14 protein-coding genes are annotated in these 11,543 nt (G+C 66.2%); 6 read left to right on the forward strand and 8 right to left on the reverse strand.

The genetic code is table 11. The annotated features are described in order from the left end of the window. Nucleotides 1-106 precede the first annotated feature (106 nt). A complete protein-coding gene (locus tag V7082_RS04710) occupies nt 107-379 on the forward strand; it encodes a PepSY domain-containing protein (protein WP_334146460.1) in 273 nt (90 codons plus the stop codon). 85 nt (nt 380-464) lie between these two features. Here V7082_RS04710 and V7082_RS04715 read toward each other — a convergent pair whose 3' ends face one another. The 8 genes from V7082_RS04715 to V7082_RS04750 all read right to left on the reverse strand — a co-directional run bounded on the left by V7082_RS04715 (nt 465) and on the right by V7082_RS04750 (nt 6,290). Next, nucleotides 465-851, reverse strand: coding sequence for a hypothetical protein (locus V7082_RS04715; RefSeq protein ID WP_334146461.1), 387 nt, complete (start codon nt 849-851; stop codon nt 465-467). Nucleotides 852-933: 82 nt separating this feature from the next. Continuing rightward, nucleotides 934-1,692, reverse strand: coding sequence for an SDR family oxidoreductase (locus V7082_RS04720; RefSeq protein WP_334146462.1), 759 nt, complete (start codon nt 1,690-1,692; stop codon nt 934-936). Nucleotides 1,693-1,707: 15 nt separating this feature from the next. Continuing rightward, nucleotides 1,708-2,637, reverse strand: coding sequence for a 3-hydroxybutyryl-CoA dehydrogenase (locus V7082_RS04725; RefSeq protein ID WP_334146463.1), 930 nt, complete (start codon nt 2,635-2,637; stop codon nt 1,708-1,710). A 33-nt stretch (nt 2,638-2,670) separates the two neighbouring features. Continuing rightward, the gene (locus tag V7082_RS04730) at nt 2,671-3,615 is read right to left on the reverse strand and encodes an electron transfer flavoprotein subunit alpha/FixB family protein (protein ID WP_334146464.1); all 945 of its coding nucleotides are present in this window, start codon (nt 3,613-3,615) and stop codon (nt 2,671-2,673) included. Next, the gene (locus V7082_RS04735; protein ID WP_334146465.1) at nt 3,615-4,370 is read right to left on the reverse strand and encodes an electron transfer flavoprotein subunit beta/FixA family protein; all 756 of its coding nucleotides are present in this window, start codon (nt 4,368-4,370) and stop codon (nt 3,615-3,617) included. The genes V7082_RS04730 and V7082_RS04735 overlap by 1 nt, the downstream gene beginning before the upstream one ends. Before the next feature lie 316 nt (nt 4,371-4,686). Continuing rightward, nucleotides 4,687-5,388: a rhomboid family intramembrane serine protease gene (locus V7082_RS04740; protein WP_334146466.1), complete on the reverse strand. Its 702-nt coding sequence runs from the start codon at nt 5,386-5,388 to the stop codon at nt 4,687-4,689. Nucleotides 5,389-5,422: 34 nt separating this feature from the next. Next, a complete protein-coding gene (locus V7082_RS04745; protein WP_334146467.1) occupies nt 5,423-6,001 on the reverse strand; it encodes a cob(I)yrinic acid a,c-diamide adenosyltransferase in 579 nt (192 codons plus the stop codon). A gap of 97 nt (nt 6,002-6,098) precedes the next feature. After that, a complete protein-coding gene (locus V7082_RS04750; RefSeq protein WP_334146468.1) occupies nt 6,099-6,290 on the reverse strand; it encodes a twin transmembrane helix small protein in 192 nt (63 codons plus the stop codon). A gap of 386 nt (nt 6,291-6,676) precedes the next feature. Here V7082_RS04750 and V7082_RS04755 point away from each other — a divergent pair, with 386 nt between their 5' ends. The 5 genes from V7082_RS04755 to V7082_RS04775 form a co-directional block, all read left to right on the forward strand. Further along, nucleotides 6,677-8,227 (forward strand): murein hydrolase activator EnvC family protein, encoded by a 1,551-nt coding sequence (locus tag V7082_RS04755; RefSeq protein ID WP_334146469.1) that lies wholly within the window; start codon nt 6,677-6,679, stop codon nt 8,225-8,227. Between the two features lie 12 nt (nt 8,228-8,239). Then, on the forward strand, nt 8,240-9,673 hold the full coding sequence (locus V7082_RS04760) for a S41 family peptidase (protein WP_442909754.1): 1,434 nt from the start codon (nt 8,240-8,242) through the stop codon (nt 9,671-9,673). Between the two features lie 87 nt (nt 9,674-9,760). Next, nucleotides 9,761-10,270: an RNA pyrophosphohydrolase gene (locus V7082_RS04765; protein WP_334146470.1), complete on the forward strand. Its 510-nt coding sequence runs from the start codon at nt 9,761-9,763 to the stop codon at nt 10,268-10,270. A gap of 163 nt (nt 10,271-10,433) precedes the next feature. Then, nucleotides 10,434-10,955, forward strand: coding sequence for an RNA pyrophosphohydrolase (locus V7082_RS04770; protein WP_334146478.1), 522 nt, complete (start codon nt 10,434-10,436; stop codon nt 10,953-10,955). 168 nt (nt 10,956-11,123) lie between these two features. Further along, nucleotides 11,124-11,543 (forward strand): nuclear transport factor 2 family protein (locus V7082_RS04775; RefSeq protein WP_334146471.1); only part of this gene is annotated, 420 nt, incomplete at its 3' end.

Here is an 11,543-nt window from a genome sequence, read left to right on the forward strand (position 1 = left end):
CTGACAGGCTGCATCAGGGTCGCGTCAGAGCGCCTCTGCAAGGATCCAGGCATCGGGGTTGCACGTTCCTCGCAGTCCCCACGACGCAAACAGAAAGAGATGACACATGCAGAAATTCATGACGCTCGTTGGCGCCCTTGCCGTCTCCGCCGCCGCACTCTCGACCGCAGCCACCGCCGACGACCGTCCGGCGACGGCCGCCGAGGAGGCTGAGATCGGCAGCATTCTGAAAAACGCCGGCTTCACGTCCTGGAGAAAGATCGAATTCGACCGCGACGACCGTAAATTCGAGGTCGACGATGCCCGCCACACCGACGGCAGGGTCTACGATGTCGACATTCGCGACGGCCAGATCATCAAGCGCGAGCTTGAGGACTGATCCCGGCTGAGCCGGTGAGGCATAACCAAAGGGCGCGAGGCGTGAGAGACGCCTCGCGCCCTCCCGTATTTTTCAGGAGGGATCCTCAGGCGCATTTCTTCCTGGCGAGGAGCGCCTTCAGCGCGTCGCTCTCGGCTTGCGCCCTCTGGAACTCCTGTGTGGCCTTGAGGCCGTCGTCGGGGCCGCCGAACATGCGCCCCAGCGCGGAGCCGACCGTCTGAGGCTCGCTTTCGCGTTCGAGGGCCGCCTGCTGCGGCAGCACCTGCATCTGCCGGCTCAGGATCTCGAGCCGCTCCTCGATCTGACGGCACGCGAGCTTTTCCTCCTCGGTGCTGACGACATAGGCGCCGTTGGCCTGGTATCCGGCGCGCGGCACGCCGGCGATGTCCTGAACGGACGCGCATCCGCCGATGAGAGCCAGCGCACCGGGCGCGAGCGCGAGAAACCAATGGCCGGCCGCATTCGAAACCATGAAAGCCCGCCCCCCGTCGGCACGAGCGAAGCGGCGCGGTCCTTCCCGATGGCGGAGACCGCGCCAACCTGACAAACAGCCCCTATCCTCGTCCGATAAAGGGCATCTTCGTGGCCATCAGTGTCATGAACTGCACGTTGGCGGAGAGCGGCAGCCCGGCCATGTAGACGACCGCCTCGGCGACGTGCGCCACGTCCATGCGCGGCTCGGGCCGGACGCCGCCGTCCGCCTGGAGAACGCCCCGCGCCATCGGCTGGGTCATCTCGGTGTCCGCATTGCCGATGTCGATCTGCGAGCAGGCGATGTCGAAGGCGCGCCCGTCGAGGGAAAGCGACCTGGTCAGCCCCGTCACAGCGTGCTTGGTCGCCGTATAGGGTGCCGAGAACGGCCGCGGCACGGCCGCCGAGATCGAGCCGTTGTTGATGATCCGGCCGCCCATAGGCCGCTGCGCCTTCATGACGCGGAAGGCCGCCTGCGCGCAGAGAAACGTCCCCGTCAGGTTGACGGCGACGACCGCATTCCATTGCTCGGGCGTCAGCGCATCGATGGGCACCGCGGGCGCGGACGCCCCGGCGTTGTTGAACAGCACGTCGATCCGGCCGAACGTCGCCTGCGCCGTCTCGAAGAGATGCGAAACGTCCCGAGGCTCGGTGACGTCCGTCGCGACGACCAGCGCTGCGCCTGACCCGTCCCCGAACGAAGCCGCCGTCTCCTTGAGCGCCGCCGCCCGCCGTCCGGCGAGCACAACCGTGAAGCCGGCCTTCGACAGCGCCACGGCGACCGCGCGCCCAATGCCGCTTCCGGCGCCGGTCACGACAGCCACCTTGCGCGCGTCGGTCATCGAGGATGCGCCGGATCAGCGCGTCGGAACGGGCTTCTCGCCCCGGTAATCGTAGAAACCGCGGTTGGTCTTGCGGCCGAGCCACCCCGCCTCGACGTACTTCACGAGCAGCGGGCAGGGGCGGTACTTCGAATCCGAGAGCCCCTCGTAGAGCACCTGCATGACCGCAAGACACGTATCGAGGCCGATGAAATCGGCAAGCTCAAGCGGCCCCATCGGATGGTGCGCACCGAGCCGCATGGCCTTGTCGATGCCTTCGACGGTGCCGACGCCCTCATAGAGCGTATAGACCGCCTCGTTGATCATCGGCAGCAGGATGCGGTTGACGATGAATGCCGGGAAGTCCTCGGAGACCGCCGTCGTCTTGCCGAGGCTCTCGACGAACACCTTGGCAACGGCGAATACGTCGTCCTCGGTGGCGATGCCGCGGATCAGCTCGACGAGCTCCATCAGCGGCACCGGGTTCATGAAGTGCATGCCGATGAAATGCTCGGGCCGGTCCGTCGTCGACGCGAGCCGCGTGATCGACAGGGACGAGGTGTTGGTCGCGAGCAACGCCGACGGCTTGAGCTTGGGACACAGCTCCTGGAAGATCTTCCGCTTGACCGCCTCGTCCTCGGTCGCGGCCTCGATCACCATGTCGCAATTGTTGAACGCTTCAAGGCCGGGCGCGAACTTGATGCGTGCCAACGCCGCCTTCACGTCGGCCTCCTTGACGAGGCCCTTGCTGACCTGCCGCGCCATGTTCTTTTCGATCGTCGCCAGCGCCTTGTCGACGGCTTCCTTGCGGATATCGTTGAGAAGCACGTCGTACTTGCCGAGCGCGATCACATGGGCGATGCCGCTGCCCATCTGGCCGGCGCCGATCACTCCGATCAGCTTGATGTCCGGGACTGGCCTTGCGTCCGGTTTACCCTTGCTTTCGGCTTTCACTGCAACATCCATGGTGAATGTCCTTTTTGTCCCGGCGCCGCGGCCCTAGAGGCCGGCTTTGCCGAGTTCCGCGTCCAGTTCCGGCAAAGCTTGAAAGAGATCTGCGACAAGTCCGTAGTCGGCGACCTGGAAGATCGGCGCCTCCGCATCCTTGTTGATGGCAACGATCACCTTCGAATCCTTCATGCCCGCGAGGTGCTGGATCGCCCCCGAGATGCCGACGGCCACGTAGAGCTCCGGTGCCACCACCTTGCCGGTCTGGCCGACCTGCAGGTCGTTCGGCACGAACCCGGCGTCGACCGCCGCGCGCGAGGCGCCCATCGCCGCGCCGAGGCGCTCGGCGATCGGCTCGATGTATGTCTTGAAGTTCTCGCCGTTGCCCATGCCGCGGCCGCCCGAGATGACGATCTTGGCGGCGGTGAGCTCCGGCCGGTCCGATTTGGTGAGCTCCGCGCCGACGAACGACGAGATCCCGACCGGCGCCGCCGCCGTCACGCTCTCGATCGGGGCCGAGCCGCCCTCGGGCTGCGCGGCGAACGCGGCCGTGCGCACGGTGATCACGCGCTTGGCCTCGGGCGACTGCACCGTCTGGATGGCGTTGCCGGCATAGATCGGCCGCTCGAACGTATCGGGCGAGATAACCTTGATGATGTCGGAGATCTGCATCACGTCGAGCAGCGCGGCGACGCGCGGCAGCACGTTCTTTCCGGCGGCCGTGGCCGGCGCGACGATGGTGTCGTAGGCGCCGGCGAGCGAGACTACAGTCGCCGCCACCTCCTCCGCGAGCCCGTTGGCGAGATGCGGGGCGTCCGCGACCAGCACCTTGCTGACGCCCTGAAGCTTGGATGCCGCCTCCGCGGCCGCTGCCGCGTTGTGCCCGGCGATCAGCACGTACACGTCGGAGCCGATCTCCTTGGCCGCCGTAAGCGCCTTGGCCGTCGCACCGCCGAGCGCGGTGTTCGTGTGCTCGGCAAGAAGAAGAACGGCCATCAGATCACCCCCGCCTCGGTCTTGAGGCGGCGCACGAGCTCCGCCACGTCAGCCACTTTCACGCCGCCCTTGCGCACCGGCGGCTCGGCGGTCTTGAGAACCTTGAGGCGCGCCGCGACGTCCACGCCGAGATCGGCGGGCTTCTTGACGTCGAGCGGTTTCTTCTTGGCCTTCATGATGTTCGGCAGCGACGGATAGCGCGGCTCGTTGAGACGCAGGTCCGTGGTGACGACGGCCGGCAAATTGAGCTTCACGGTCTCGAGCCCGCCGTCCACCTCGCGCGTGACGGCGACGGCGCCAGATTCCGGCGCGACCTTGGAGGCGAACGTACCCTGCGGCCAACCGAGCAGCGCCGCGAGCATCTGGCCGGTCTGGTTGCAGTCGTCGTCGATAGCCTGCTTGCCGAGCACGACGAGATCCGGCTTTTCCTGCTCGACCACGGCTTTGAGAAGTTTTGCGATGGCGAGCGGCTCGACCGGCGTGTCGTCCGCGGTCTCGACGAGCACCGCGCGGTCGGCACCGATGGCGAGTGCGGTGCGCAGCGTCTCCTGGGACTTCGCCGTCCCGATCGAAGCCACGACGACCTCCGTCGCCGTTCCCTTTTCCTTGAGCCGCACGGCCTCTTCGACCGCGATCTCATCGAAGGGGTTCATCGACATCTTGACGTTGGCCAGTTCGATCCCCGACCCGTCCGATTTAACGCGGATCTTGACCGCAAAATCGACGACGCGCTTCACCGCGACAAGTATCTTCATGGTGCGCGGCGCTCCCCGGCGCCCTGCCTTTTTCTGGTCATTGCTGTCCTGGTTATTGTGCGGTCCCGAATTGTGCCCGTAGAGGCCCGGTTGAACGCCCCTCAGCGCCGCCCGCCTCCGTTTTCTGTCACTCAGCGCATCGTGTTACCTGGCGCGTGTCGTACCTGGATCCGTGCCGCGGCGTATGGCGCTCAGGGCCCTTCGCAAGTGCGAGAGCGGAAACTACGAGCCGAGACCGTGCAAGTCAATGCGCCCAACGGAGAGGTATGCACCCCTTATTGAAGGGCTGAGGTCATGACCTGGAGCCCCTCCCCCGTCACGCTCCAACCCCGAGACCCTTGTCGAACAGCCGCACGCCCGGCCGCCGCAGCACGACGACCAGCACCGCCCCCGCAACCAGGCCGCCGATGTGGGCCCACCAGGCGACGGGCCCCACCTGCGGCAGGAGCACCATGACGACCTGGATCAAAATCCAGAACCCGAGCGCGAACGCCGCTGAAATCCGGAGCGGAATGGCCTTGAGCGCCAGCACCCAGACGCGCACCCGGGGATGCAGCACCAGGTAGGCCGCGATGACGCCCGCGACCGCGCCGCTTGCGCCAATAAGCGGAACCTCCGATGTCGGATCGATCCACCCGTGCACGAGCCCGGCGAACACGCCACACGCGAGGTAGAAGATCAGGAACTTGAAGTGTCCCATGGCGTCCTCGACGTTGTCGCCGAAGACCCAGAGGAACAGCATGTTGCCGGCAAGGTGTAAGATGTCGCCGTGGAAGAACATGTAGGTGAGCAGCGTCAATCGCTCGGGGACCTGCAGCCCCGCCGTCTCGACCGCAACCGGCAAGAGACTCGTGTCGAAGAGTTCCCGGGGCACGATCGCGAAGCTCGCGATCGCCACCTCGTCGAGCCGCGTGGCCTCAAGGAAATAGACGAGCACATTGGCCGCGATCAGGAGCACGGTCACCCACGGAAACCGGATCGCTTTCAGCGGGTTCTCGTCGTGCAATGGAACAAACATCGCTCCCCCTCGCCTTCGATTCGCCCTCCGGCGGTCAGCGGTTTTGCCCGGGCACCCAAAGCACGTCGCTGCGTCCGCGATCGTTCACATAACGCCCTGCAACAAAAAGAAAATCCGACAGGCGGTTGATATACTTGAGGGCCGCGGGGCTGACCGGCTCGTTCTCCTGCGCCGCCAGCGCAACCATCTCCCGCTCCGCGCGCCGGCACACCGTGCGCGCCACGTGCAGCGCCGCCGACGCCGGAGATCCGCCGGGCAGAACGAAGGACTTCAATGGCTTGAGCTCGCTATTCATCTCGTCGATCTCGGCCTCGAGACGCACCACCTGGTCGTCCGAGACGCGCAACGGCTCGAACTTGAGCGGCTCGCCACGATCCGGAACGCAGAGGTCCGCGCCGAGATCGAAAAGGTCGTTCTGCACGCGGCCGAGCTTGGCGTCGAGCCCCTGATGGCCGGCGAGATGGATCCGCACCATGCCGATGGCGGCATTGGTCTCGTCCACCGTGCCGTAAGCGGTGATTCGCAGCGCATTCTTGCGCACACGCTCGCCCGTGCCGAGGCCGGTCGTGCCGGCATCGCCGGTTTTCGTATAGATCTTGTTGAGCTTGACCATGGAGCCGATATCCCCCCGTCCGGCGCCCACACTAGGCCGTGAGGCCACCGGTGAAAACCGGTTTTACGGCGTTGTCCGGCGGTGAGCCTCTGGATGTCTAATGCTGCTGCACGTAGGCGTAGGCGACCAGGAGAACGATCGCAACGAACTGCAGCCCGACCCGCCAGCGCATCAGCGTCTGGCTGAGATTGGGGCTCTTGCCGCGGAACATCACCCAGAGCCCCGCGAGAAGCACCAGCAACACCGCATACATGGCTCCGGTGGACAGATAGGACAGTGCGGTTTCCATCGGCGGTCGGCCTCGAAGTGCGGGATGACGGATGGGCGGAATATAAGATATCGCGGGCGCGAATGCCATGAAGCTCCTGGATGAGCCCACCCCGCGGCTGCGACGCGTGGCCCGGCCGCCTTCGGGGACCATCCTGCCCTAATTCTAACCACTTATCGGCGCGTGGTAGCCGAAGGGTCGTGCGGGGGACTCGCGATCCTCAAATCTCGCGATCCCGTGTCAGGATCCCGTGTGAGACTGTGCGGAAGGACCGTTCCCGCGTCTGGAAGGGATGCCCCGGCACCGGAGCATCATCTTTCGACGGATAAAGTTGCGCCGGAGCATTGATCTGGCGCGCGCGTGCTCTAAGACCGTCGTCTCGGGACGACTAAGGGGCATACGGGGACATGGCAGTCGGCCGGATGGGCGAGGGCGTGAAGCGAACCGGAGAGACGACGCATCGGGCAGGATGGCGCGCTGGCCTCGCGGCGGCGGCGATCGGCGTTGCGGCGATCGCTCCGGGCCTGGCGACAGTCACGCGCGCCGGCGCCGAGACCCCTAAGACCGCAGACGAGGCGGCCCGGAAGCTCGAGCAGGAGAAGAGCGCGCTGGCGGTCAAGGAGAACCGCGGACGCGAGCTTCAGAAGGACGTCACCAGCATCGTCGACGAGCGCCGCGAGATCAACGCGCGCCTGCTCGAGACCGCCGCGCTGGTCCAGAAAAGCGAAGAGCAGATGACCGCCATCGAGACGCGCCTGGCGGTCTTCGAGCGCCAGGAGCTCGAGGTGCGTGCGTCTCTTTCCCGCGAGCACGGCAAGATCTCCGGCATTCTCGCCGCCCTCCAGCGCATGGGCCGCAATCCGCCCCCCGTCATCATCACCCGGCGCGAGGATGCGCTCGAGATGGTTCGCAGCGCCATGCTGCTCGGCGTCGCCTTTCCGGGGCTGCGGGCGGAGGCCCAGGCGCTCACCGTCAAGCTCAACGAGCTCGTGAGCATCATGGCGAGCATCCGCAAGGAAGGCGAGAACCTGCGCGCCGAGCGCGAGCGCCTGACGACCACGCAGACGCGTCTCGCAAGCCTGCTCGATGCAAAGAAGCAGTCGCTCGCCGAGCGCGAGGCCGAGTTGAAAGAGGTGCGCGCGGCGACGACCGAAATCGCCAGGAACGTCACCGACCTGAGCGAGCTCATCGCCAAGCTGAGCCGGCAGGTAAGCCCGACTCCTCCCGCCGCCGGCGGGCCGGAAAACGCCGGCCGGGGTGAGGTCGTCGCCGTCCTGCCGCCGTCGCCCTCGGCGGGGGCAGGCGCTGACGGCGTGCCGGGCACGGCCGGCGCCGTCATCCGCGAAGCCGCCATCGACGCGGCGCCCGCCGATGCCGCCCTGAGCGGCGGGGAGGAGGTCGCCATGCTGACGCCCCCTGCCGGCGGCCGCCAGACGCCCCGATCCGTGGTCGAGCTGGCGCCCACCGCGACCGCGCTGAGCCCCGGCAAGCCCGACCGCATCACGCCCGCCATCCCCTTCCAGCTCGCCAAGGGCAAGCTGCCGATGCCGGCCCGCGGGCGCAGGGCCTTGGGTTTTGGCGACAAGACCCAATATGGAGGAACGTCGAAGGGGATCGTGCTCGAAACCCGGTTCGGCGCCCGGGTGACCTCGCCCTGCGACGGCTGGGTGGTCTACGCGGGCGAGTTCCGCAGCTACGGGCAACTCTTGATCATCAACGCCGGCGGCGGGTATCATGTCCTGATCGCCGGACTGTCGCAGATGGACGTCGGGCCGGGGCAGTTCGTGTTGGCTGCCGAGCCGATTGGGACGATGAGCGGTGCGCCACGCACGGCACAACTGGCAACCGGGAAAACCGGCTTGGCCCAACCGCCGCCCAGCGCGCCCGTACTTTATATTGAATTCCGTAAGGACGGTGAGCCTATAAACTCGGACTCCTGGTGGGCCGCCTCCTCATAAGAAGGTACTGGAATGATGCGCAAGACCGACCTCGTGTTCTGGACGTTTCTGACGATGACGGGTCTCGCGGGTGCGACCACCGTGTTCAACGTCACGCAGACGTACTCAGCGAACTCGCCGAACTCCGAGCTCTACCGGCAGCTCGACCTCTTCGGTGACGTCTTCGAGCGCGTCCGGTCCGATTACGTCGAGAAGCCCGACGACACCATGCTGATCGAGAGCGCGATCAACGGCATGCTGGCCGCTCTCGACCCGCACTCCTCCTACATGAGCCCGAAGAACTACCGCGACATGCAGGTGCAGACGCGCGGCGAGTTCGGCGGTCTCGGCATCGAGGTCACGATGGAGAACGGCGTCGTCAAGGTCGTCTCTCCGATCGACGACACGCCCGCCTCCAAGGCCGGCATCCAGGCCAACGACCTCATCACCCACCTCGACAACGAGCAGATCTCCGGCCTGACCCTCGAGCAGGCGGTCGAAAAGATGCGCGGCCCCGTCAACACGCCGATCACGCTGACCGTCGTGCGCAAGGGCAAGGACGAGCCGTTCGACGTCAAGATCGTCCGCGACTTCATCCGCATCAACGCCATCAAGGCGCACGCCGAAGGCGACATCGCCTACGTCAAGGTGACGACCTTCAACGAGCAGACGCACGCCAACCTGGTCAAGGCCATGGACGCCCTGAAAAAGGAGATCGGGCCCAAGCTCAAGGGCTTCGTCATCGACCTGCGCAACAATCCGGGCGGCTTGCTCGATCAGGCCATCGCCGTCTCCGACGACTTCCTGGAGCGCGGCGCCATCGTGCTGACCAAAGGCCGCAACAACGAGGAGACGCAGCGCGCCCAGGCACGGCCCGGCGATACGGCCGGCGGCAAGCCCATCGTCGTGCTGATCAACGGCGGCTCCGCTTCCGCCTCGGAGATCGTGGCCGGCGCCCTGCAGGACCACAAGCGCGCGACCATTATCGGCACGCGCTCGTTCGGCAAGGGCTCGGTGCAGACCATCATCCCGCTTGGCGCCAACGGCGCCATCCGCCTGACCACGGCGCGCTACTACACGCCGTCCAACCGCTCGATCCAGGCCAAGGGCATCGACCCCGACATCGTCGTCGAGCAGGAGCTTCCCGACGAGCTCAAGGGCAAAACGTCCGAGAAGCCCCGCGGCGAAGCGAGCCTGCGCGGCCATCTGAGAGGCGAGGGCGAGAAGCCGGCCGTGACCAAGGAGAACGAGCCCGACGCCGCCGGCGAGGCCGTGGAGGAGCAGACGCCGCCCAAGGAGGAGTCCGGCTCGTCGGCCTACGTCCCCAAGGAGCCGGAGAAGGACACCCAGCTCCAATACGCCTTGAAGTTCCTGCGCGGAGAAGCCGTCGGCGAGACCGTGGCCAAGCCGGCCCAGCAGCCGGCCGGCGACGCCCAGACGACGGAGAAGAGCGCCATCCCCAACTAGGCGCTCCTGATCCAGGATCGGATCACCCGAGATGGGCGCCTTTCCGGCGCCCATCGTCGTTTCGGAGCACTCCTGAAAGCAGCAGCAATGGACGCTACAAATCTTCCCTACCGGCCCTGCGTCGGCATCATGGTGCTCAATCGCACCGACCGGATCTGGGTCGGCCAGCGCGCCGACACGCCCGGCGACGCCGAGGGGCGCGGCACCTGGTGGCAGATGCCCCAGGGCGGCATCGACGAGAACGAGGATCCTGCCCGCGCCGCGCTCCGCGAGCTCAGCGAGGAGACGGCCATGACGTCCGTCGAGATCATTCGCGAAACCCCGGGATGGCTGACCTACGATCTGCCACCGCACCTGCTTGGCGTGGCCTGGGGCGGCCGGTACCGCGGCCAGCGCCAGAAATGGTTCGCCATGCGCTTCCAGGGCGACGACAGCGAGATCGCGCTCGGGGTACCGGGGACGCCGCACGCCGAGTTCATGGCGTGGCGCTGGTGCGGCCCCGACGAGCTCGCCGAGGCCGTCGTGCCCTTCAAGCGCGAGGTCTATCTCGAGGTCCTGCAGAGCTTCCGGCCCATCTGGACCGGCAACGCAGGGTAACCCCACACCCCGGACCGGAGCGCAGCGGCCGCATGGTGTCCTGCGCCACTGCCGTCCGACAAAAAGCCGTTGCTTTTCCAGGGTAAAAGAATCTGATTTAGGTCAGATCAAGGGCCCGGGGAGGGGGCGGGCCGAACCCGTGAAGGCAAAAATTCTGGTGACGATGAAACACGCAGCTAACGATCAGATCCCGGCGCTCGAGGAGCTCCCCTACAGACCCTGCGTCGGCATCATGCTCCTGAACAGGGAGGGCCGCGTCTGGACCGGCCGCCGCCTGCCCAAATGGGCCGGCGACAAGTCCGCCTACGTGTGGCAGATGCCGCAAGGCGGGCTCGCCAAGGGGGAGGAGCCCGTCGATGCGGCCTTCCGCGAGTTGCGCGAGGAGACCGCCGTCACGAGCGCCGACGTGATCGCCGAGATCCCCGAATGGCTGACTTACGATCTGCCCGCCCCGCTGCTGGGCGTGGCCCTCAAGGGCAAGTACCGCGGCCAGCGCCAGCGCTGGTTCGCCATGCGCTTCCGGGGTGAGGACAGCGAGATCGACATCTGCCCGCGCAGCGGCAAGGCCGAGTTCGATCGCTGGTGCTGGCGCGACATGGCAGAGCTGCCGGCCTTGATCGTTCCGTTCAAGCGGCCGATTTACCAAACCGTGGTCGAGAGATTTGCGCATCTCGCGCAAAGCTGAAATGAAGAGGGACGGATCACCGCGCCCCTGATCCCTGTCAATTCTGCGCTTCACCCTGTCACTTGGCGATCCCGGGGCATGATCTGCTTCTATAGAGCGATCGCGTCCGTACGCCTGAGTTCCTGGACCTTTCCTGCCACTCCCGCTTTTCCGTAGAGTATGCGCCCCATGTCCACACGTACCTTCACGAGAACGCTTCCTCCCTTCAACGACGGCGCCGACTATCAGTCCGGCCAGGCGTTCGACGCCGAGGAATACAACCGCATCAAGGAGCTCTGGCTCGATCACATCGCTGCCGAGCATCGGGGCGACATCCCGGGCCTGATGGCGACCCTCACCGAGGACTGCGTTTATACGATCCTGAACAACGGCAAGGTCTGGCACGGACACGAGGGCGCGACCCGGTTCTACGACGCCTTCCTCACGGGCTTTCCGGAGAACTGCTTCTCCGTCGTCAACGTCTTCATCGGCCCGCAGGGTGTCGTCGAGGAAGCGCACATCAACGGCGTGCCCCACGGCGAACTGATGGGGCTTACCTCCACCGGCCAGCCGGAAGAGTTAGATGTCGTGCTGCTCTTTCCGTGGGAT

The sequence above is a fragment of the Hyphomicrobium sp. genome (assembly GCF_036833075.1).
GTDB lineage: Bacteria > Pseudomonadota > Alphaproteobacteria > Rhizobiales > Hyphomicrobiaceae > Hyphomicrobium_C.

What these genes read in the sequence shown, in the direction of transcription:
- V7082_RS04740 (WP_334146466.1), bottom strand. Translation starts at nt 5,388, where the DNA reads ATGTTTGTTCCATTGCACGACGAGAACCCGCTGAAAGCGATCCGGTTT.
- V7082_RS04755 (WP_334146469.1), top strand. Translation starts at nt 6,677, where the DNA reads ATGGCAGTCGGCCGGATGGGCGAGGGCGTGAAGCGAACCGGAGAGACG.
- V7082_RS04735 (WP_334146465.1), bottom strand. Translation starts at nt 4,370, where the DNA reads ATGAAGATACTTGTCGCGGTGAAGCGCGTCGTCGATTTTGCGGTCAAG.
- V7082_RS04710 (WP_334146460.1), top strand. Translation starts at nt 107, where the DNA reads ATGCAGAAATTCATGACGCTCGTTGGCGCCCTTGCCGTCTCCGCCGCC.
- V7082_RS04730 (WP_334146464.1), bottom strand. Translation starts at nt 3,615, where the DNA reads ATGGCCGTTCTTCTTCTTGCCGAGCACACGAACACCGCGCTCGGCGGT.
- V7082_RS04720 (WP_334146462.1), bottom strand. Translation starts at nt 1,692, where the DNA reads ATGACCGACGCGCGCAAGGTGGCTGTCGTGACCGGCGCCGGAAGCGGC.
- V7082_RS04760 (WP_442909754.1), top strand. Translation starts at nt 8,240, where the DNA reads ATGATGCGCAAGACCGACCTCGTGTTCTGGACGTTTCTGACGATGACG.
- V7082_RS04770 (WP_334146478.1), top strand. Translation starts at nt 10,434, where the DNA reads ATGAAACACGCAGCTAACGATCAGATCCCGGCGCTCGAGGAGCTCCCC.
- V7082_RS04725 (WP_334146463.1), bottom strand. Translation starts at nt 2,637, where the DNA reads ATGGATGTTGCAGTGAAAGCCGAAAGCAAGGGTAAACCGGACGCAAGG.
- V7082_RS04750 (WP_334146468.1), bottom strand. Translation starts at nt 6,290, where the DNA reads ATGGAAACCGCACTGTCCTATCTGTCCACCGGAGCCATGTATGCGGTG.
- V7082_RS04745 (WP_334146467.1), bottom strand. Translation starts at nt 6,001, where the DNA reads ATGGTCAAGCTCAACAAGATCTATACGAAAACCGGCGATGCCGGCACG.
- V7082_RS04765 (WP_334146470.1), top strand. Translation starts at nt 9,761, where the DNA reads ATGGACGCTACAAATCTTCCCTACCGGCCCTGCGTCGGCATCATGGTG.
- V7082_RS04715 (WP_334146461.1), bottom strand. Translation starts at nt 851, where the DNA reads ATGGTTTCGAATGCGGCCGGCCATTGGTTTCTCGCGCTCGCGCCCGGT.